Annotated in this window: 14 protein-coding genes; 13 read left to right on the top strand and 1 reads right to left on the bottom strand. The window is 54.1% G+C overall.

The window, feature by feature from the left end; genetic code table 11:
• The first annotated feature begins 3 nt into the window (after nucleotides 1-3).
• The 13 genes from tssA to EDC54_RS17005 all read left to right on the top strand — a co-directional run bounded on the left by tssA (nucleotide 4) and on the right by EDC54_RS17005 (nucleotide 21,360).
• The gene (gene tssA / locus EDC54_RS16945) at nucleotides 4-1,428 is read left to right on the top strand and encodes a type VI secretion system protein TssA (RefSeq protein ID WP_132459121.1); all 1,425 of its coding nucleotides are present in this window, start codon (nucleotides 4-6) and stop codon (nucleotides 1,426-1,428) included.
• Between the two features lie 24 nt (nucleotides 1,429-1,452).
• Nucleotides 1,453-4,950: a type VI secretion system membrane subunit TssM gene (gene tssM, locus EDC54_RS16950; RefSeq protein ID WP_132459124.1), complete on the top strand. Its 3,498-nt coding sequence runs from the start codon at nucleotides 1,453-1,455 to the stop codon at nucleotides 4,948-4,950.
• Between the two features lie 49 nt (nucleotides 4,951-4,999).
• Entirely contained in the window at nucleotides 5,000-6,436 is a 1,437-nt protein-coding gene (locus EDC54_RS16955; RefSeq protein WP_132459127.1) for a VasL domain-containing protein, read from the top strand.
• A 62-nt stretch (nucleotides 6,437-6,498) separates the two neighbouring features.
• Nucleotides 6,499-7,854, top strand: a complete 1,356-nt coding sequence (locus EDC54_RS16960) for a tetratricopeptide repeat protein (protein ID WP_132459130.1) — start codon at nucleotides 6,499-6,501, stop codon at nucleotides 7,852-7,854.
• 521 nt (nucleotides 7,855-8,375) lie between these two features.
• Nucleotides 8,376-8,894, top strand: coding sequence for an Hcp family type VI secretion system effector (locus EDC54_RS16965; RefSeq protein ID WP_132459133.1), 519 nt, complete (start codon nucleotides 8,376-8,378; stop codon nucleotides 8,892-8,894).
• A 182-nt stretch (nucleotides 8,895-9,076) separates the two neighbouring features.
• Entirely contained in the window at nucleotides 9,077-11,113 is a 2,037-nt protein-coding gene (locus tag EDC54_RS16970) for a type VI secretion system Vgr family protein (RefSeq protein WP_132459136.1), read from the top strand.
• Between the two features lie 9 nt (nucleotides 11,114-11,122).
• Nucleotides 11,123-12,493: a PAAR domain-containing protein gene (locus EDC54_RS16975; protein WP_132459139.1), complete on the top strand. Its 1,371-nt coding sequence runs from the start codon at nucleotides 11,123-11,125 to the stop codon at nucleotides 12,491-12,493.
• Between the two features lie 80 nt (nucleotides 12,494-12,573).
• Complete coding sequence (locus EDC54_RS16980) at nucleotides 12,574-13,272, top strand: ankyrin repeat domain-containing protein (protein ID WP_132459160.1); 699 nt, start codon at nucleotides 12,574-12,576, stop codon at nucleotides 13,270-13,272.
• Nucleotides 13,273-13,337: 65 nt separating this feature from the next.
• Nucleotides 13,338-14,036: an ankyrin repeat domain-containing protein gene (locus EDC54_RS16985; RefSeq protein WP_132459163.1), complete on the top strand. Its 699-nt coding sequence runs from the start codon at nucleotides 13,338-13,340 to the stop codon at nucleotides 14,034-14,036.
• A 157-nt stretch (nucleotides 14,037-14,193) separates the two neighbouring features.
• On the top strand, nucleotides 14,194-15,150 hold the full coding sequence (locus EDC54_RS16990) for a DUF4123 domain-containing protein (protein WP_132459142.1): 957 nt from the start codon (nucleotides 14,194-14,196) through the stop codon (nucleotides 15,148-15,150).
• Nucleotides 15,147-16,064: a DUF4123 domain-containing protein gene (locus EDC54_RS16995; protein ID WP_132459145.1), complete on the top strand. Its 918-nt coding sequence runs from the start codon at nucleotides 15,147-15,149 to the stop codon at nucleotides 16,062-16,064. The genes EDC54_RS16990 and EDC54_RS16995 overlap by 4 nt, the downstream gene beginning before the upstream one ends.
• A gap of 21 nt (nucleotides 16,065-16,085) precedes the next feature.
• Entirely contained in the window at nucleotides 16,086-20,969 is a 4,884-nt protein-coding gene (locus EDC54_RS17000; protein WP_132459148.1) for an HNH/endonuclease VII fold putative polymorphic toxin, read from the top strand.
• Nucleotides 20,959-21,360 carry an Imm50 family immunity protein gene (locus EDC54_RS17005; protein WP_132459151.1) on the top strand — a complete coding sequence of 134 codons (402 nt, stop codon included), beginning with the start codon at nucleotides 20,959-20,961 and terminating at the stop codon, nucleotides 21,358-21,360. Before EDC54_RS17000 ends, EDC54_RS17005 begins: the two co-directional genes overlap by 11 nt.
• Nucleotides 21,361-21,432: 72 nt before the next feature.
• Here EDC54_RS17005 and EDC54_RS17010 read toward each other — a convergent pair whose 3' ends face one another.
• The gene (locus EDC54_RS17010; protein ID WP_132459154.1) at nucleotides 21,433-21,657 is read right to left on the bottom strand and encodes a SymE family type I addiction module toxin; all 225 of its coding nucleotides are present in this window, start codon (nucleotides 21,655-21,657) and stop codon (nucleotides 21,433-21,435) included.
• Nucleotides 21,658-21,707: the final 50 nt, after the last annotated feature.

Here is a 21,707-nt window from a genome sequence, read left to right on the forward strand (position 1 = left end):
CTTATGCATACACACCCCTGGTGTCAACGCCTGCTGACGTCACTGCCAGATGAGGCGCTGCGCGCGGCGGTTGAGGCCGACGACCCGCTTTGGGAAAAGGTGGAAACCGAGCTGGTCAAGCTGGGGTCGCTGGCGCATAGCCAGGTCGATCTTAACGCGGTAGCGGAAAATTGCCTGACTTTACTGGAGAGTAAAACCAAAGATATGCGAGTGCTGGTGCAGCTATTGCGCTGCTTACAGCATCCGGCGAAGGCGACGCCGCTTGCCACCGCGTTGATGCTGCTGGACTGTTGGCTGGAAGGTTACTGGCTGACCGCCTGGCCGGTTAGTCTGGTCCAGAAGCAGAAACTGATGATCCAGATAATCCGACGTTTTGAGGCGGCGATTCCTCGTCTTGCCGAGAGCGCATCGGGCGCGGAACTGGATCAGTTGCATCGATTAGCGGAACAACTGGCGGTGCGCTGGGGTGAACTGGCCAGCGACAAGGCCGCGCTGACGGATGAACTGGTGCAGAGCTTTAGGCGCGTCAGACAGCGCCAACAGGAACAGGAGCAGGCGAATCAAACGGCGAAACCAACGCCGGTAGCCAGCAGCGCAGGGGCATCCAGAGCGGGGGAGAACAGTGAGCATTCACATTCAGCGACGCCCGTCGGCACCGTGGAGATTAATGCCTCCGACGATCGCGGCTGGCGACAGACCCAACTGAATGTCGCGACGCTGCTGGTTGAGCGACATCCTGACTCCCCTATCGGATACCGTTTGCGACGCCATGCTATCTGGTCCGGCATTTTGACGCCGCCCATGTCTTCCCGAGGGAATAAAACCCAACTGGCGTCCGTCTCGCCCGATCGCGTGGATGAATACCAAAGCGCACTGGCGCAGGCGGATTCAGCGCTGTGGGAACGCATAGAACAGAGTCTGGTGCTGGCGCCTTATTGGTTCGATGGCCATATGCTCTCCGCCTCGGTGGCGACGCGGTTGGGGCACAGCGCTGTCGCCAGCGCCATTGCTGAAGAGCTTTCTGCGTTTCTTCAGCGTTTGCCGGCGCTGCGCGAACTGGCGTTCAGTGATGGTTCGCCATTTTTGACCGGCAAGTGCAGCCAGTGGCTGCAATCCAGTCAGCCTGTCAGAGGCGAAAGTGTCCGGCAGGATGATTTGGCGACGGAAGCCGCCGCCTGCCGGGATGAGAAGGGAATCGGCGCTGCGCTGTCGCTATTGGATGAACGTCTGCGTCGTTTGAAAGAACCACGCGATCGTTTTTATGCCGAACTGGTGCTGGCGGATTTGCTGGCTGAAGAAGGGATGAAATCGCTCGCGGTACAGCATTATCAGCACCTGTGGCAGGAAAGTCAGCAGTTGGGCCTGATGCAATGGGAACCGGGTATGGTCAGCCGCGTGGAGCGGTTGGCGGCGTCCCGTAAAAAATAAGACATTCGGAGTGAATGGTCACTTATGTTTAATACAATCAAAACCTTTCTACGCAAGGCATTGCCTACACTGAAATTCTCCTGGCTGCTTGTGGGCGTGATACTGTGGATCGCCGTGCTGGCTCTGGCCTGGTGGTTGGGGCCTCGTTTGACGGTAGGCGAGGTGCGCCCCTTGCAGAGCGTCGGGGCCCGTGTGATCTTCACGCTGGTTTGGCTGTGGCTTGCTTTCGCGTATAGCGCCTGGCGCGTCTGGCGTCGTGTGCGGCAGGTACGCGCCGAGCGCCATGAACATCAGGCGATCGAACGCGATCCGTTGCAGGTGTACGTCGACAGCCAACAGACCTTTCTCGATCGCTGGCTGGAAGCTTTCCAGACTCAGTTGGGCAAGAAGGCGCTGTATGCGATGCCCTGGTATCTGACGATTGGTCTGTCCGGGAGCGGCAAAAGTAGCCTGATCCATCGCGCTAATCCGGCGAATAAACTGAATCCGAAACTGGATGCGGCGCTGCGGGACGTGGCGGCAGGCCAGTTGGTGAGCAGTTGGGTCGGGGAATCCGCGGTGATTTGGGATCCCAGCGGGCAACTGCTTGCCCAACCTGAGCTGGAAGGTGATTCACTTGGCCAGCGTCATGCCCGGTTGTGGCAACACCTGCTACAGTGGTTAAGCGAAAACCGCCGCCGTCAGCCGCTTAACGGTCTGGTTCTTACACTGGATATTTCCTGGCTGGCGCAGTCCGGCGTGGCGGAACGCAAAGCCTATGCGCAGGTCATGCGGGCCCGTTTGCAGGAAATTTCGACAAACATCAATACACGCCTGCCGGTGTATGTCGCGCTGACCCGACTGGATATGCTCAGCGGGTTTGACAAGGTCTATCGCCAACTGAACCGTGAAGCCCGCCAGGCGGTGCTGGGCGTGACGTTTACCCCGCAGGCGAGCAATAGCAAAGACTGGTTGGAAGAGCTGGCGAGATTCTGGGATGAATGGGTCGCGCATTTAAATGACAATCTGCCAGACATGTTGTTAACGCAATCTGACAGAAGCGTGCGCAATTCGCTGTTCTCCTTTGTGCGCCAGTTGTCCGGGATGAAGGATTACGTCGTTGATGTGCTGACGGAAACCTTAGCCACAGATGAAGATCGCGCGTTCCTTATCCGGGGCGTTTACGTTAGCTCCGTGTATCAACAAGGGGTGCCTTTTGATGCCTTTGCGCAGTCGGCTTCCCGTCGTTATCAGCTCCCTGAACCGATTAGCCCCGCGTTGCGCGGTGAATCGAATACGTTTTTCGTTCAACGCCTTTTCCCTGAGGTGATTTTCCCGGAGGCCAGTCTGGCGGGGGAAAACCGTTTACACAGCCTGTATCGCCGACGTCGTCTCAGCATCGGTATTGGCTGCATGCTGCTCGCCAGTTTGGCGCTGATAGGCACCTGGCATCATTTCTACCGGGTGAATGAAGAAGCCGGGCGTAACGTATTAACGAAAGCGCAGGCATTCATCGGTACTAACGAGCTGGAAGGGCAACCGGGCTACGGCTATCAGCAGTTGCCGCGCCTGAACCTGATTCGCGATGCGACGCTCTCCTTTGGTAATTATCACGATCGCACGCCGCTACTGGCCGACCTTGGCCTGTATCAGGGAGATAAGATCGGGCCTTATGTTGAAGGTACTTACCTGCAAATGTTGAGTCAGCGCTTTTTGCCCGCGGTGATGCAGGGGTTGCTGGAGGATCTGAATCAGGCGCCGGCCAATAGCGAACAAAAACTGACGATTCTGCGCGTTATGCGCATGCTGGATGATGCCTCAGGGCGGAATAAAACGCTGGTCGAACAGTTTATGGCGCAGCGCTGGCAGCGTGCATTCCCCGGACAGGGCAATGTGCAGGAACAGCTGATGCAGCATCTGGATTATGCCCTCGAACATACCGACTGGCATCAGGCGCGTGAGCAGAAAGACGCGGTCGCGATCGAGACGTTTGTCCCGTTTAGAGAGCCGATTGTGTTGGCCCAACGTGAATTGAGCAAACTGCCGATGTATCAACGCGTTTACCAGAGTCTGGTGATGAAAGCGACGCAGGTGCTCCCGCCTGATTTGGCTATCCGTGATGAAGTCGGGCCGACGTTTGATCCGGTATTTTCTCTGCGTAATGATAAAGCGGGGAGCGTACCGCGACTGCTGACCTATCCCGGTTTTAGCGATTATTACCTCAAGCAGGATAAAGCGCTGCTTGAGCTGACGGCATTGGATGCCTGGGTATTGGGACAGCGCGAGCGGGTACAGTTCAGCGACGCGGATCGGCGTGAAATTTTGCGTCAGGTGAACGATCGCTACATTACGGATTACATCAACCAGTGGCAGAAAGCGCTGGCGAACATTGATGTGAAGACGTTGGATACGCCCGAACAGGCGCTCGATATTCTCACGGATATTACCGGCAACGATCAGCCCTTCCAGCGAGTGTTGACCACGGTCAGCGATAACACGCGTATCCGCAAGCTGGCCGAGGATAATAACGACACGGCACAGAATATCAACACGCGGATTGGTCGTCCGTTTATGACCATCAACGCGGCGCTAAGCGGACGTGGCGAACAGGGGCCGCTGGTGCAAGAGGTCAATCAGAAGCTGACCGATCTCTACCATTATCTCGATCAGATCGTTAACGCGACCGATCCGGGGCAGGCGGCGTTGAAAGCCGTGCAGGTCCGGCAGGGAAATAAGTTTTCCGATCCGGTGTTCGCCTTACAACAATACGCGCGCAGCCTTCCCGAGCCGCTGGACCGCTGGGTCGGGCAACTCGCCGGGGAAAGCGCCAACCTGGTGACTGGATTAGCGATGTCGTCACTGAATGAGGAATGGCTGGATAAGGTCGTCACCCCCTTCAACGAGAAGCTGGCGGATCGTTATCCTTTCAACCCGTCATCCGACAAAGACGTGCCGCTATCGGAAATGGAAATGTTCTTCATGGCTGGCGGGACGCTGGACAGTTTCTATCAAACGCATCTCAAAGCAATGATGGAAAGCGGCATGCTGGAAGAAGGCATGGCGTCGCCATTGCAGGCTGAGCTGGTGAAACAGCTTGAGCGTGCTGCCCGTATCCGACAGACCCTGTTTAATGCGCAGGGCAGTCTGGAAGTTCATTTTGTTCTGGAGCCGCTGGAGTTGACGGCGAACAAGCGTCGCAGCGTATTAAATCTCGACGGGCAACTGCTGGAGTACAGCCATGGTCGTCGTAACAAGACGCCGCTGGTGTGGCCAAACAGCATGCGTGATGGCGCAGAGAGTAAGCTGACGCTGGTGCCTAACGATCGTGAACGTTCGCCACGCAGCTTAAGTTTTAGCGGCCCGTGGGCAATGTTCCGGTTAATCAATAGCGACCAGCTGACTCAGGTGAATGAGAATACCTTCGATGTGCGCTTCTCGCTGGAGAACGGTGCGATGACGTATCGCGTCTATACCGATGCAAACCATAATCCATTCGCCGGTGGTCTGTTCAGTCAATTCACGCTGCCTGATTCACTTTATTAAATTAACCTTCGGGAGCCTGTGCAGGCTCCCTCTTGCCGGATGATGTGACATGCAAGATGCACAACAGGCCCTGAAAGTTGGCCGGGATCCACGGATTTTGCCTGAGTTTGATACGTTGCGGGCGGAAATTAATAAGCTGAGCCATGCTTCCCGCCCGGAGGTCGATTGGACGCTGGTGCATGACATGGCGACCACCATTTTCGAAAAACAGGGGGTCGATCTCCAGACCGCCATTTACTTCGCGCTGGCGCGTTCACGTCTGGCCGGTTTGAACGGTTTTACGGAAAGCTGTGAGTTTTTGGCGAATCTGATCGTAACGCAGTGGGATAACCTCTGGCCGCCGGTGCATCAGGAGCGGGCGCGTATCGAAATGCTGGACTGGTTTATCGCCCGTGTCAGCGAGGTTATTCGACAATATGCCATTAGCCATGAACACAAGCGGTTGGTCTATCGTTGCGAACGCGCACTGCAACTGATGAGTGAGAAGCTGCATAACTCAGGCTTGAGCCGAATTCCACGCGTCGAGAATCTGCTGCACTTTGTCGAAGGCTATACCCACCTTTTTGATGAAACCGAGATTGTCATTGTGTCGGACGATCAGGAATTGAAAAAGCAGGATATGCAGATTCCGCCCATGGTGTTCTTCCAATCAGATAGGGATCCCGATGCGGCAGCGCCAAGTGGCGCGCCATCAGGTACCGGCCAGGCGGCATTGCCTGCGGGCAGTATTCTTGTCGGACGGGAGAAAGGGCAAGTGAAGCCGACGGTATTGAAAATAGAGGCGCACAAAAAGCAAAAGCCCGCCTGGTTCTGGTTTGTCGCCGGGCTGCTGACCTGTGCGCTGCCCGTCGCCGCCGTGACGGGCTGGCAGTATTGGCAGGGACAGAAAGCAGACGCGCTGGCGCTACTGCAACAGCCGACCTACACGCTGCCGACGGCGCCCGATCATAACGATATTCGTCAGGTGCGTATTGCGCTGGGCGAGCAGACGTTGCAGGGCATGGAAGGCGAATTGATCAATCGCTATCAGGCTCAGTTGGAACAGGTAAAAAATGTGTCACCGTTTTACCTGTATCAATACGGCGATGGGTTGAAAAATGTCATGCAACAACTCTATCCCGATTCGCTGGCTGTGAAGGAGATGGCGCGCCAATGGCAGCGTTATCTGGAACGCCAGCAAGACGATGAGCCGAAAACGAGGGGCTATGAGCAGGCTCGCGCCAAAGTCAGCGACACGTTACAGCAATTGCTGGATCTGGAGCGCCAGCACCGGACGGTAACGATTTCCTACCTGAAATCAAAGCTCTACGACATGCAAAAGGATCTGATAGCGGATGTGCCGCTTGGGATTCGATTGCGTGAACTCGAAGCGCGCAAGATGAAGAACCAGCCGCTGACGTCCGCAGAGCTGCGCGGTATGGAGGATGAGCTGCGCGCCTTCAATATTCGTTTGTATCGTTTACAGCAGGACGATGCCGCGAACTGACGAGCACGATGTAAACGCCGTTTGGCAAACGGCAGTGATGAATAACGACGGGCAGTGGGCACATGATGAAATACAGAACATTATTGGTATTCCTGTCGGCGTACTGGCTGGCGTCATGTCAGGCGCCGGTTACGTCGCTGTCTGAAGCAGACTTAGCGGCGTCAGCGAACCGGGGAAACGGTGAAGCACAATATCAACTGGCAAAGACGCTGGCTAAGCGCGAGCAGTATACCGAAGCGATGCAGTGGATGCAGAAAGCGGCGGACCAGTCTGGGTTCTCCGGTAGCCGGGAAATTCGGGCCGCCGCCGCGCTTCAGGTTGGGGATTGGTATCAGGCCGGATTAGGAGCGCCCAGAAACCGCGCTTTTGCCCGCCAATGGTGGACAACCTCCGCGAAGTTGGGAAATGGCGAAGCGGGATACCGGCTTGGTATGGATTGTCAGATTCAGCATCAGGGGAAACTGGTGGCGAGCTGTCTGGATGCGTTTGAATCCGCAGCGGATAACGGCTATTCCCCCGCGCAGTTGGTGGTGGCTCAGTGGTATGCGACGCGTGCCGGAGGGGATGAAGAATCAGTAGTTTGGTTGCAAAAGGCGTCTGAACAAGATAATCGGGATGCGCAGTACCATCTGGCGCAGCGCTATGAACAGGGGAAAGGCGTGGCAATCCGCCGCGATCTGGCTGAACGCTGGTATTTCCGTGCCGCAACGCTGGGGCAGGCACAGGCGCAACTATGGATGGCCCGGCACGAAGACGGCGAGAATGCGTTGCACTGGTATCAAAAAGCTGCGTCATCTGGTGACGCCGAAGCGCAGCTATGGCTCGCTAAGGCGTACCGCGAAGGTAAGCGCTTACCGTGGGATGAACAAAAAATGCGTTACTGGCTGGAGCGAGCTGCCGCCGGCGGGTCGGGCGAGGCGTATTATTTGCTCAGCCAGATGCAGACAAGCCAGGAGAAACGCGAACACTATCTGGTTCTCGCGTCCTCTGCCGGGTATGTTCATGCACAGCGTGAACTGGGAGAGCGGTTGCTTAAGGCGAACGAGTTGACGCGTGCGCGTGAAGAATATGCTAAAGCCGCCTCGGCGGGCGATACCGAGTCCCGATTCGCCTATGGCGAGATGTTGCGTCTGGGGCTGGGTGGGAAAGAAGATTATGTTGAGGCGATAAAGCAGTACCGTCTGGCGGCAAATGACGGAAACCGCATGGCGCAGTATCGTATGGGCGTGATGCGTCAGGATGGGCTGGGCGCATCACGCAACCGTATACATGCTTACGCCTGGTATTCCATGGCGGCCACGGAGGGGATGAAAGAAGCCATTCACGCCCGTGACGATCTGGAGGCGATCATGCAGCCCGATGAAATTAAAGCGGGGCAACGACTGGCAATGTACTGGTCATCCGGTAAGACAGAGTGATTCTGCGTAAATTAAGAATATCGCAGGAGCAAACAAGCGGGTTTGGCGACGGCCTCACCCGCTTATTTTTTGCCAATCTTAAACCAACCTTTTCGGGAGGAAGAGGGGTTACAGTGGCCCTCGCGACGGAGGGGCTTTGCGACACAAAATAAGCGGGTGAATGTAAGTGAGTCATCACTTGCTCTTATCAAAAAGAAGAGGGTGACTACGTTTTATCGTTTATACCTATCAAGCTCATTATTTTGAACGTTAAATCGTTTGTGTTTTTTTGTCTTTAACTCAAACTTTCAGCATAACTGCGCATTCTGCGCAATTTCTTGCTCACTTTCTGGCATAAATCACTTTTTACGCAATAAATGCCGTTTTTTCACGAGGTTTGCGCAATTTTTTGCTCAAATTTGACTTAGGTGTGGTTTTTGTTAAGAAAAATCACAATGAAAACAATGATTTATGCTTTGGCATGAATGTTGCTATGTAATCAACGCAATTATTCATCCGTTTTAACAACAAGGAGCAAGACTATGCCAACTCCATGCTATATCAGCATCGAAGGAAAAACGCAGGGCAACATTACCGCTGGTGCCTTCACCTCTGACTCTGTCGGCAACATCTACGTGCAGGGCCACGAAGACGAAATGCTGGTACAGGAATTCAAACACGTGGTTACCGTACCGACCGACCCGCAGTCCGGTCAGCCGTCCGGCCAGCGCGTGCACAAGCCGTTCAAGTTCACCGTGGCGCTGAACAAGGCCGTGCCGCTGCTGTATAACGCGCTGTCCACCGGCGAAATGCTGCCGACCGTGACCCTGAAATGGTATCGCACCTCGGTGGAAGGCAAACAGGAGCATTTCTTCTCCACCATCCTGACCGATGCCACCATTGTGGATATCGACTGCCGGATGCCGCACTGTCAGGACCCATCCAAACTGGACTACACCCAGCTGGTTGAAGTCTCTCTGGCCTACCGCAAAATCGACTGGGAGCACACCGTGGCTGGCACCTCCGGCTCCGACGACTGGCGTGCGCCGGTCGAAGCGTAATTCAGGCTTTATCCAACCCGGCCCTGTGCCGGGTTTTCTGCGTGTTTCGCCAGCGCGGCTGTGATGTGGGCAGACCCAGACCACAGCTGAACAAATTTATTTATCAGGATAGCGACGTACCGCTCCGGGGAGTGGGGACGTGCGGTAGCCATGGTCGCAGCACAGCAAGAAGGAGAGGACAGGTGGCAAACAGTACGGGACTACAGTTCACCGTGAAGATGGGCTCGCTGCCCGAGAGCACCTTCGCGGTAGTGGATTTCAGGCTGGACGAGGGGCTGAACCGACCCTTCAGTCTGTCGCTGAGTCTGGCCAGCGCGCTGCCGGATGTGGATTTTGGCGCGGTGCTGGACCAGCCGTGCGAGCTGCGGGTGTGGTACGAAGGAGAGCTGAAACGCCGGGTGAGCGGGATTGTCAGCGCCTTCACGCAGGGCAATACCGGTTTTCGCCGTACCCGCTATCAGGCGGAGGTGCGTCCGGCACTGTGGCGCTTAGGGTTACGCACCAATGCCCGCATCTTTCAGGCGCAGCAACCGCAGGCGATTATCGCCGCGCTGCTGGAGGAGGCCGGCATCACCGACTACGCCTTTGCGCTGCGTCATGACCACGCCCAACGCGAATACTGCGTGCAGTACCGGGAAAGCGACCTGGCGTTTGTCACCCGGCTGGCCGCCGAAGAGGGGATGTATTTCTTCCACGAATACGAGGAGGGCAAACACCGGGTGGTGTTTGCCGACGATGCGGGCGCTCTGACCAAAGGCCCGGAGCTGTTCTTCAATCTCGCCACGCAGGGGCTGAGCGAAGGCGAATACGTGCGCCGTTTCCACTACGCCGAGCGGGTGAGCACCGCGGAGGTGGAGCTGAAAGACTACTGCTTCAGGACGCCGGCTTACGGGCTGTCGCACAAGAAGATGAGCGGCGAGCTGGAGCACCAGCGCGAAAGCTATCAGCATTACGACTACCCGGGGCGCTATAAACAGGACCCGAGCGGCAAGGCGTTCAGCGGCTATCGGCTGGATGCGCTGCGCGCGGGCGCCATGACGGGAGAAGGGGAATCGAACTGTGCGGGACTGATGCCGGGCAGCACGTTCCAGCTTACCGAACACCCCAATGCCGCGCTGAACGCACTCTGGCAGACGGTGAGCGTGACGCATGTCGGGCAGCAGCCGCAGGCGCTGGAGGAGGAGAGCGGCGGCGAGCCGACCACCTACAGCAACAGTTTCGAGGTCATCAGCGGCAAAACGACCTGGCGCACGGCTATGCCTTACAAGCCGATGGTGGATGGCCCGCAGATCGCCACGGTGGTCGGCCCGGCGGGTGAAGAGATTTATTGCGACCAGTTCGGGCGGGTGAAGCTGCAATTCCCGTGGGATCGTTACGGCGCCAGCAACGACCAGAGCTCGTGCTGGGTGCGGGTGAGTCAGGGCTGGGCGGGCGGTCAGTATGGGCTGATCGCCATTCCGCGCATCGGCCATGAAGTGATTGTGAGCTTCCTCGAAGGCGACCCGGATCAGCCGATTGTGACGGGCAGGACCTTCCATGCCACCAACCCGACGCCCTATGTTTTACCGGCGCATAAAACGCGCACGACGCTGCGTACCGATACCCATAAAGGCAATGGTTTCAATGAATTGCGCTTTGAGGATGAAGCGACGCGCGAACAGATTTATTATCATGCACAGAAAGATATGGATGGCGTCATCAACAACATCCACCGACAGAGCGTAGGGCGCGATCAACACCTCAGCGTGGCGCAGGATCAGTTCCAGCGTGTCGAGCGCCACCGTCACCGGACGATAGGCAAGGATGATTTTGAACAGATCGGTCAGGATCACCACCAGGAAATTGGCCGGAACTTTATTCAGAAGATCGGTTCATCGTTCAAGCGCTTCATTGGCGGGGGTGAGATTACCCGTATTGAAGGGAGTCGCCAGACCACCATGTCCGGCTCTGAAGAGACGTTAATTGGCGCGCACCAGCGGATTCTGGTCAATACGGACAGCTACCTGAAAGCGGCGGATATTGTGCTGGAAGCGGGACAGGCGCTGACCATCAAAGCGCCTGGCGGTTTTATCAAGATTGATAGCGCAGGCGTTACGATCTCCGGAACGATTGTGAAAATCAACGACGGCGGCGCGGCTGGCGTCGGGACCGCACCGGTATCGATTACGCCAGAAGATCCCACGAAGCCCACGCTGCCGGATGCGCCAGACAGACGTTAAGGAGGAACCATGCCAGGTGCTGCACGTTTAGGGGATAGCTGCGCGGGTCACGGCTGTTTCCCTGCCACCCCGATTATTGCAGGCAGCGGTGATGTCATCATCAATGGCAAACCGGCGGCCCGCAAGGGCGACGCGGTGTTGCTGCACGCCTGCCCCTGTCCGAATATGCCTCACGGCGTACACGATCGCGCGATATCCGCGGGGTCCGGTACGGTCATTATCAACGGAAAACTGGCGGCGCGTATTGGTGATGCGATCGGTTGCGGCGGCTCGGTCGCCGCTGGCAGTGGGAATGTCATCATCGGCGACTCGCCTTATCAGTCCCCGGTAAAATCGTGTGCCGAGCAGGCGGCAAAAAATCGCGCGCCTCTGTTGGCATTGACGCCGATGCTGTTGCCGACGTTAATGGAATGGGCTTCGGCCGCCGAGCTGCCCGTTCTTGATGACATGCTCACTATCGCTCAGCGTCAAGCGCGCTATCTGGCGCGTGCTAAGCTAGCTACTGAAGCGGCAACGCTGCCGGGATTAGTCGATGCGGCAAAGCGTCTGGCGTTTAATAATGACAGTATCTTACGCGCCGAGGCGGCTCAGTATGTTTATCCGGTAGATGAATTCCGACGCGGCGTGCTTGATAAGTTGCCTAAGGCACCGGTTGGGCTGGATATTCTGGATACGAGCCAGTTACCTGGCCTTAAAGATGCAAAATTTATGGACCCTGATTCAGGGTTTGGTTCTGCGTTGTTTAAATCAGCCATTAACGGCGAAACGATGCTGGCTTACCGGGGAACCAATAATGCGGTGACGGGGGCTAAAGACTGGTTAACCAATGCGGGACAATCCATGGGGCTGGAGACGTCTCAATATAATCAGGCCATGTATTTGGCAAAACGGGTAAAAAAAGTCCTTTCTACACCACCGGTCATTGTCGGGCATTCATTGGGGGGCGGTTTGGCATCGGCTAGCGTTGGCGCCACGGGATTAACGGGCTATACCTTTAATGCGGCGGGGCTGCACACTAATACCGTGCAGCGTGCTGGCGGAGCTGATTTGGCAAAAACCGCCTCGCTGATCACCACGCAGGCGGTGGATGGTGAGGTACTAACCATGGCGCAAACCTATGGCAAGGCCTTGATTCCCGGATTATTATCAGGGGCGGGCGCATTGGTGGGGGGATCTACCGGCGCGGCCATTGGTGGAGTTATTGGTGCGGCAACGCTACTCGGTGGGGCGCTGCCGAAAGCTAGTGGAAAAATGATGGGGCTGCCGGCGGTTGGCGGTTCACCGCTTGCGCGTCACGGTATGGATCAGGTTATTTCCGGGATCGAGAGCCAGAAAAAGGACGATATCAGGCAGATAACCAATACATTCAGGGGAAAATAATGCAATGGTCGGCGGGGATAAAATGGTTGTGCGTCATCACGTTGGGATTTTTAAGCGCCTGTCAGGCAGGAGGACACAGTATGCAGGCGAGTGAACTTTTTGAGCCCCCCGTGGTGGCGGTGCTGGAAAGCATTCAAAAAGGTGATGAATCAGCAGCTCGTCATCAGCTGTCGCAGGGCGTTAACCTGAATATTCAGGGAAAGGAAGGTATTACGCCGCTGCTATGGCTGATTTATGGGACGCAGGATAAAAAAGCGGTCAAGCTGGCGCTGAAACTAGGGGCAGACCCGAATTATAAAGATGGCTCTGGCGATAGTGCGGTGAACCGGGTATCTGGAGTGAAGGATCCTGACTGGCTGCGCATTATTCTGGATGCGGGGGGCGATCCGAATGCGATTGGACGCCTCGATCAGCCAGCAATATTCAGTGCTATTGGTGAGGAACGTTGGGCCGATATCAAACTGCTTGTAGAGTGGGGCGCTGATTTGGACTTAGTTGACAGTTCCAAAGTGAACAGTGCTCACTATGCGGCTTATCTGAATAAATATGAAATCGTCTATTGGCTGATAGAACAGGGCGCAGATATCAATATTTACGATGAGACGGGCAGCAATCTCGCGTTTACCGTTGAAGACAGTTTATCCCTTATGTCCCCTAAATCGCCCCATTATCCCTGGGCGCTGAAGGTAAAACAGTTGCTGCTGGATCGCGGTGTGACATTCCCGCCGCTGTCGCCGGCAGAAGTCAGGGAGCGTCGGGAAAAAGGAGAGACCTTTTGAGATGGTGGCATCGGCTGCTGGTCAGCCTGCCACTATTGACCGCCTGTCAGGCAGGAGGACACAGTATGCAGGCGAGTGAACTTTTTGAGCCCCCCGTGGTGGCGGTATTACAGCGTATTCAAAAAGGGGATGGGGCAACAGCTCGTCATCAGCTGTCACAGGGCGTTAACCTGAATATTCACGGGAAAGAAGGTGTTACGCCGCTGCTGTGGTTGATTTATGAGACGCAGGATAAAAAAGCGGTTCAACTGGCGCTGAAACTGGGTGTCGACCCGAATTATAAAGATGGATTTGGCGATAGTGCGGTCAATTCCGTGGCGGGTGCCAAAGATCCAGACTGGCTGCGCATTATTCTCGATGCAGGTGGCGATCCGAATACGATTGGGCGTCGTGGCCAACCGGCAATATTCAGTGCTATTGGTGAGGAGCGTTGGGCCGATATCAAACTGCTTGTAGAGCGGGGCGCTGATTTGAATTTACTCGATGGTTCTAAGAGAAATAGTGCTCACTATGCGGCTTATCTGAATAAATATGAAATCGTCTATTGGCTGATAGAACAGGGCGCAGATAGCAATATTCATGATGAAACAGGCAGTAATCTCGCGTTTACCGTTGAAGACAGTTTATCCCTTATGTCCACTAAATCGCCCCATTATCCCTGGGCGCTGAAGGTAAAACAGCTGCTGCTGGATCGCGGCGTGACATTCCCACCGCTGTCGCCGGCAGAAGTCAGGGAGCGCCGGGAAAAAGCGCTGCCGCTGTAATTTCTTTTCGATTCGTCTTTTTATTATTCATTACGTGCCTAAACATAAATAGCACTTTCCTACCCGACAATCCGCATGATTATCGGGTCGTTGCTGTGGCGATGAATACACGTGCATCGTATTAAAAATTATCTCATTTATAGACAGGCAAATAGCAATGGTGACAAACGGTTATACCCTGTTTGAAATCAGCCAGTTTGATGTGCCTTTGTATGCGATTATCTCACCGCTAAGTTATCCCGCATTACCCGACTATTGGCAGGCCTTTCAACCGGTGGCAGAGGATATATGGCAGCCGTTGCGTTTTGGCGAAGAGGCCGAAAACTGGCAGCAATGGGCGCCTATCGTGGTAAAAATTGAAGAAGGAAAGCCGGGAGAAACATTATTGCACTGGCTGATGGATACGCAGCCGGCGCGGCATGGCGGCGTGGTCCTCATGCATGGCGCACTGACATTACAACAGGTTGTTGATTTTTGGCAGCAGCGAATTTTCTGCATCTGGCCCGATGGCACGCGAGCGCTGTTTCGCAGCTATGCGCCAGAGGTTTTATCGGTCTGGTTGTCAACTCTGGACCATGCCGCGCAAATCGATTTCCTTGGTCCGCTTAATCATCTGTATTTGCCTCTGGTAAAGAGCGAACGTGGAGAATATCAGCTATTCGCGCTGCGAGACGTTAAAGATGAAAATAAGCACAAGATTGATAAAACGTACCAAATTCATTTAACGCATTATCAATATTATCTTCTCGCTAATGACAATCGATTACACCGCTTAGCGAATGAACTCTTTCTTTTTGTCAGCGCGAAATGTGTTTTTCCGTTGGATATCGACATAGTCAAAGCGAGTTTTATTAACGGTATTGCATTAGCGAAGCAATATTATCCCAACGCCAGTGAAGCGGAATGTGAAGCCTGGTCGGCTCACCGCTGGGTACTTGGCAGTGAATTCTATTTACATCCGCTATTTATTCATCTCACTGAACACTATTCAATTGCGGACAGTCTGCGGATTTTTAAATCTGAACCTGAGCGTATTGACAGTGTGCGCATTCATTATCACCGCCCCGGTTGGATGCGGGGAGAGCTACCTGACATAACGGAGGTCACGCTGTGAGTCTATCGCAACCTTTTCTTGAACTGCTGCCGGAAGAGGACACTATGTGGCAAACGCGTATCGCGCAGGGCGGTTGTTTTGTGATTGCTGAAGCCGCGATGAATGATGCCGTCCCCTGGCTGGCCGAACGCTGGGGAGGAAGCCTGGAGCAGACGCGCTTGTACTGGGGAGAAGCAGGGCGCGTGCATGCTTCGGTATCGCCCTATTGCATCCCGGTACACGCCGCCAACTGGTCACAGGTGAAAGAACACCTTGTCACCCAGCCCGGCTGGGGAATGGGGTTGCAGCTGGCGTGGTTTATGCAAGCATATTCTCCGCTCGATCAACTGATTGAGGTCACGAAGCACCTACGGCAATGGAGCCTGGTCGCCTCACCGTCCGGAGAGAATGCCATTCTGCGCATGAGCGACTGGCAGGTGGTGAAACAATTGTTATCCGCCAGTTCCGCACCAGAAGCCTGTGCGCTCTATGGCCCGATAGCCAGCTTTTGCGATATTTCGCCAGACGGAAGCGTGCGCGCTTTAAATCTCACCGCCCGTGAACCGCATACGATACCAGATACCCTACCGCGTCAATTAAGTGAGGAACAGTGGCAGGCGATTATGGCACCTTCCGAATATCATCATTTGGAACGTTATATGGCGCATCTGCGTACTTATCACACCCGTTGGCAACACTCGCCTGACGATGCGCTATGGACATTTACTCATCAGCAGGCGGAACAGGCGAAGATCAACGGCTTTAACAACGACCGCGATATCGTACGCTGGCTGGCATTATCGACGGAACTCTCACCGGAATTCATTCATCAGGCTTGGGCACAAAACATTCTGGTACAGCCGGAATACATCGGCACGCAAAGCCGCATGGATCGCCTGTATCAGGCAGCCATTGACCATCTGGATGAAGCATAAAATAAAAAAGGACGTCATTTCATGAGTCAGGATAAACAGGAATCATTACACCAAAGTAGTGCCGCTGCGGAAAGAGAGTTTTCAACGGATAAAATCATTCAAGGTGGGTGTAAAGAATGTCAGTGTGAAACCTTTGTTCAATATGTCTACTCGTCAGGAGATCCTGTACCAAATGCTCCTTTTGTTTTAACCGATAGCAAAGGGAATAAAACGGATGGGCAAACGGATGAAAATGGGTACTTTAAAGTCCAAAATATGGCGTGCAGTACTTATCAACTTGATATTCAGGAAGGCTCTGATGAGTTTGATGCCCCTTATACAGTAGAAAATAATCCAGTACTTCAAGCCAATCCCGCGTATGCTGCGCTAGCAGGAGAGTATTTTACCCTTTATTTACTACTGCATGAAAAAGGGATTGTAGCGTACGACGTTGAGGACAGTGAACGTTATGATGAAGTTAATGTTGATGATAGTACATGGAGTGGACGATTTTTTTCTAGTGTCGAAGATAAATATCAACTAGCCTATGACCGTTTTCAGACATTAAAAAAGCAGATTAATGCAGGGGATCGTGAATTTAAGCGGGCAATTAATAAAATTCATCATAGCTTGTCGGCAGAGGTCGCCGATCAGACAACAGAAACAGCAGTTTTGCTACTTTGTCAAATTATTCTCGGTTTTATACCCGTGGTTGGTCAGGCACCCGATGTTTATTTTATTGGTGAGTGGTGTTGGGCCGCCTATAAAAAACCAGATAATCTGGAGGATAACTACTTCCTTGCTGAAGGCGCACTGAATATTGTAGGTGTTATTCCAGGTCCTGGGCATGCGCTAAAAATTGCAGGTAAATCTGTTTTCCGCGCAATGAAAGCATTAGAAAAAAATGCGTTGGATAATCAAGCCGTTCAACTGGCTGTTCGTGAAATCAGAAATCTATCTAATGGTAATATTGTTCGATGGTTAATGGACTTCGCCGAAAAAATTAATAAAGAAGCTAAAGAAGCTATAGTTCTGCTCAATAAAATCATTACGGCTATTGAACTGACGGTAAACAATGCCACAAGTTCAGCAAAAAGTTGGATTATTGCATTTGCAAAAGATAGTTTTTCTGCGATTTGTGATGTCATTAAAAAACTCATTGATAAATTTAAAGAAATTGTTGATGAAATCATCCTGAAAGTTAATACGTTTATTGGGAAAATTATTACCAAAAAACCCGGGTCAGCTGTAGGTCTAGGAAAAGCGACAAAACCTGAAATTAAGGTAGCGGATAAAACTCCATCAGACGTTGATGGCACGCCCGGCCATACGTCATCTACGGCTAGCATCGCAGATGGAAAAAACTGCTCTACATCAAATAAATGCCAAAGTAAAGGTGAACCCGTCGATATGGCTACAGGGTTTATGGTGGAGTGGCGTACTGATTTTCAACTAGCAGGTATTTTACCGCTGGCGATGAAACGCTATTACCGGTCTGGTGGTGAGCGAAGACCTGGTTTATTAGGATCATTATGGCGTAGTAACTGGGATATTAGCCTGACACTTGAAGAAGGTGTGGTGACATTAATTGACGGTGAGTTCAATCAGGCGATATTTGTTTTGCCTGTTGAGGGGGAATGTGCTCGTTCACCGTCTAACCCGCAGTGGCGATTGACCCGCCAACAGGGACGGTTGATTTTGCAAGATGACGGTGGTTTGCACTATCGGTTTGAGCATGCTAGAGGGAAGGAATTATGCCTAACATCCATAGAAGATCGTCAGAATAACCAGATTTCGCTGATTTGGGAGTTTGGCGTGTTACGTTGGGTAGCTTTGCCGGATAACCGCTTGATTCATGTGGAAACTCGTCGCCAACATATCACTTGTTTAACGTTATGTGATGCTCATCGCAACCCTTTGAGAAAACTGGTTAACTATACCTATGACAAGAACGGATATTTGCTGAGCGTACGGGCGGATGAGGGGCGAAACTTTGATTATCGTTACTCGCCGGAAGGCTGGCTGCTGCGCTGGTCGGATTTAGGTTCGACCTGGGTTGAACACGACTACGATAAAAAAGGTCGTGTAATACGGGACAGAACCTCGGAAGGCTACTGGCCGGGGCACTTTGAATATGACGATGATTACCTGACCAGCCATTACCACAGCGGGTTTGGCGGAGTCTTCAGTTATGTGCGTGATGAGCGTAATAATATTCTATTAAAGCGTACACCCGATGGTGGTGAAACCCGGTTCGAGTGGGTGGATAACCAACTGATGGCGGAGACCGACCCGTTGGGTGGTCGCACGGTGTATCAGCGTAATGACTGGGGACAGGTGACCAACGTTACCCTGCCTGACGGCGCGACGCATCAATACACTTATGACGACAACGGGCAGTTGCTGGCCTATACCGATCCATTGGGTAGCGAGTGGCGTTACCAGCGTAATGCCGCCGGGCAGGTGGTGGAGGTGAACGACCCGGAAGGGCGCGAATGGCTGTACCGCTATCATGCGTCGGGACAACTGGCGACGGTGATTGGCCCGGACGGCGTATTACAGCGTTACCACTATAATCGTCGTGGCCTGCTGACCCGCCTTGAGCGGGATAATGCGCCCCCGGTGATGTTTCTGTACGACGATTTTGACCGCCTGACGGAGCGGCATATCAGGCATGAGGCGGGTGTACAGGTTCGGCGCTGGGAGTATGACGGCGTGCGCGAGTCGCCGTCAAAAGTGGTGTATGAAGACGGCAGCGAGACGCGGTTTGGTTACGATGTGGAAGGAAACCTGACGGCGGTGACGGATGCGCTGGGCCAGCGTTACCAGTTCCGCTATGGTGCGTTCGATAACCTGCTGGAAGCGACGGACCCGCTGGGGGCGACGGTACGCTACCACTATAACGCGGAAGCGGAGTTCGCCGGGGTGACGAACAGTCAGGGACGAGACTGGACGTACGGCTTTGACCACAGCGGACGACTGAGTGAAGAGCGGCATTACGACGGTCGGGTGTACCGGTATCAGTACGATGTGGCAGACCGTCTGGTGCAGCGCACGGCGCCGGATGGCAGCGCGCTGCACTATGAGCATGATGCGGCAGGGCGGATAATGCGTATCACCGCGCGAAAGGCGGACGGGGACGTCGAGGGCATCACTGAACTGACGTATGACGCGGCGGGGCGGTTAATCAAAGCCGCCAGCCCGGATGCGGTGGTGGAGTACGCCTATAACCGGGCGGGGCAGGTGACGTCGGAAACGGTGAACGGCGAGGCGGTGCAGAGTGGTTACGACGCGGGCGGTCAGCGTGCGGTGGTGGCGGGGATTCTGGCGCCGCTGCAACTGGCGTGGCAGTCGGGACGACTGTCGTCGCTGGGGATTGGTTCACACCAGCCGTTGCAGTTCAGCCATACGGCGGCGGGGGAAGAGCAGCGGCGCAGCAACGGCAGCGGGTTTGCATTACGGCATGAATGGAGCCCGACGGGGCTGTTACAGTGTCAGGCGCTGGAAGGGGCGGACGGGCGGGTGAATGACGTGCTGGAGCGCCGTTACCAGTACGATGTGCTGGACCGTCTGACGGGCATCAGCGACAGCCACTGGGGGGAACAGGCGTTTCGGCTGAACGGGGCGGGTCAGGTGACGGCGGAGCGCCGTGATGCGGGACGGCGGCGTCAGGCGCGGCTGTTTGGTTACGACAGCGAGCAGAACCTGTGCGAGGTGTCGCAGATAGCGCCGGGGCCGGTGGAAACGCTGAAGGCGCAGGACGCGGTGGTGCAGGCATCGGCAAGGTACGATGCGGCGGGCCGGGTGGTCGAACGGGGTTATACGCAGTACCGGTATGACGACTGCGGGCGTCTGGCGGTGAAACGTGAAGCGCGTCCGGGGTTCAGGCCGAAGGAAACGCGCCTTGAGTGGGACGTGCAGGACCGTCTGGTGCGGGTGAGCCTGCCGGACGGAACGCGGTGGCGTTATCGTTACGACGCGTTTGGTCGCCGAATGAACAAGGTGCGTGAGGGACAACTCCCCTCGGCGCAGGCGGTAGCGCGGGTGGCGTACCGGTGGGACGGCGACCAGCTAATCGGCCAGCAGCAGTACCTTGCGGACGGTTCAGCGGCGCGGGAAGTGCAGTGGGTGTATGAGCCGGGGAGCTTCAGACCGCTGGCGCAGGTGGAGGCGCGGGGCGGGAGCACGCAACTGCACTACATCGTGACGGACCTGACGGGGACGGCGCGGGAGCTGTGCAGCGAGGAGGGTGAAGTTCGCTGGCGCGGTGAACAGGCGCTGTGGGGCGCACACCGGGAAGAGCGGCGGCCTATCCCGCTGCGGCGTTATCTGGGGGATGCGGCGAACGAGGAAGTGTACTGTGAACTGCGCTATCAGGGGCAGTTGTATGACGCAGAAACGGGGCTTTACTACAACCGGCATCGTTATTATGATGCGGAGAGCGGACAGTACCTGTCGCCGGACCCGATAGGGCTGTTGGGGGGTATCCGACCTCAAGCCTACGTTCATAATCCGCTGGAGTGGGTTGATCCACTGGGGTTGACTGAGTCGGGGTGTAAACAGCCGGACTTTAAATCAAGGAATGAGGCGTTTAGAGGGGCTAAACGTGATGCCGGTATACCAATGAGCCAACAGCCTGACAAGGTGTTTAATGAGAAAACTGGCCAAATGGGACAGTACAACCAAGTTCGAATGACTGATTCAGATGGCGAATCAGTATTGGGGGCAGATGGTAAGCCGATTTGGACGAGAGAATATCAATTCTCTCGAGAAGATGGTTCTAAAATAATAATTCAGGATCATTCTGCCGGACATTATTATGGTGAAAATGGTGTCGGTGATCAGGGGCCACACTTTAATGTTCGACCAAGCACTAACACAAGGACAGGTAAGGTTCCTGGTACGAGAGGCCATTATGGATTCTGAAAGTAAAATAATTAACTGGAATGAACTGGATGGGACCTATCTACTAAATAAAGTTTTTTCCGGCTCGGTAAAAATATCTAATGTTGATTTATTTGATATCTCTATAAATAGAGATGGTCCTTCTGTAATCATAAATTTTGATTTGCTTGATCAACTTCCAGACCAAGCTCCACCTAAATGGGGGAGGTACAATAAGTGTAGGTGTGGAATTAATTGTGGAAAAGTTAGTGATTTAGAAATAATAGGTATATTAACAAAAATAAATGCTTCAGCAAATATTGAGATTATTAATGGTGTAAGGTATGTCAATTTTGTTAGCGATGGATTTAAACTATCATTAAAATGCAAGCATATTCAATTTATGGGGCCTTCAGTGTACCTTGATAATTAATTCGCTATGATAAAAAGCCGGAAGCGATCACACGATCCTTCCGGATTTTTATTTTTAGCAGTTGGTCAGCCGCTACAGATTAATCTGCGTCTCAATAATAATCCTGCCGCGCTCCACCGTGACGGTGACGGGCATTCCGGTGATGAACCCCGACTCCTCCAGCCAGCGGCCTTTAAGGTTGATGGCGGAGGGCGGGTTGGGCTTACCGTTGTGCGACGCGTATCCCACGGTATAGTAACGCTCTGTTTTGGCTGCTTTATTAACGGTGACGTCTGACTTAGAATGTGCCTTAGCCATAGTAACTACTCCTGTTAGTTGCTTGTGGTGAGCGGCTGTTACAGGTTGCC

Origin of the sequence: Samsonia erythrinae (assembly GCF_004342665.1) — a bacterium.
Lineage (GTDB): Bacteria > Pseudomonadota > Gammaproteobacteria > Enterobacterales > Enterobacteriaceae > Samsonia > Samsonia erythrinae.

Excerpts from the sequence above, each read along its gene's own strand:
- EDC54_RS17005 (WP_132459151.1), top strand. The coding sequence starts at position 20,959 with ATGGATTCTGAAAGTAAAATAATTAACTGGAATGAACTGGATGGGACC.
- tssA (WP_132459121.1), top strand. The coding sequence starts at position 4 with ATGCATACACACCCCTGGTGTCAACGCCTGCTGACGTCACTGCCAGAT.
- EDC54_RS16980 (WP_132459160.1), top strand. The coding sequence starts at position 12,574 with ATGCAGGCGAGTGAACTTTTTGAGCCCCCCGTGGTGGCGGTGCTGGAA.
- EDC54_RS17010 (WP_132459154.1), bottom strand. The coding sequence starts at position 21,657 with ATGGCTAAGGCACATTCTAAGTCAGACGTCACCGTTAATAAAGCAGCC.
- EDC54_RS16960 (WP_132459130.1), top strand. The coding sequence starts at position 6,499 with ATGATGAAATACAGAACATTATTGGTATTCCTGTCGGCGTACTGGCTG.
- EDC54_RS16990 (WP_132459142.1), top strand. The coding sequence starts at position 14,194 with ATGGTGACAAACGGTTATACCCTGTTTGAAATCAGCCAGTTTGATGTG.
- EDC54_RS16985 (WP_132459163.1), top strand. The coding sequence starts at position 13,338 with ATGCAGGCGAGTGAACTTTTTGAGCCCCCCGTGGTGGCGGTATTACAG.
- EDC54_RS16965 (WP_132459133.1), top strand. The coding sequence starts at position 8,376 with ATGCCAACTCCATGCTATATCAGCATCGAAGGAAAAACGCAGGGCAAC.
- EDC54_RS16955 (WP_132459127.1), top strand. The coding sequence starts at position 5,000 with ATGCAAGATGCACAACAGGCCCTGAAAGTTGGCCGGGATCCACGGATT.
- tssM (WP_132459124.1), top strand. The coding sequence starts at position 1,453 with ATGTTTAATACAATCAAAACCTTTCTACGCAAGGCATTGCCTACACTG.
- EDC54_RS17000 (WP_132459148.1), top strand. The coding sequence starts at position 16,086 with ATGAGTCAGGATAAACAGGAATCATTACACCAAAGTAGTGCCGCTGCG.
- EDC54_RS16975 (WP_132459139.1), top strand. The coding sequence starts at position 11,123 with ATGCCAGGTGCTGCACGTTTAGGGGATAGCTGCGCGGGTCACGGCTGT.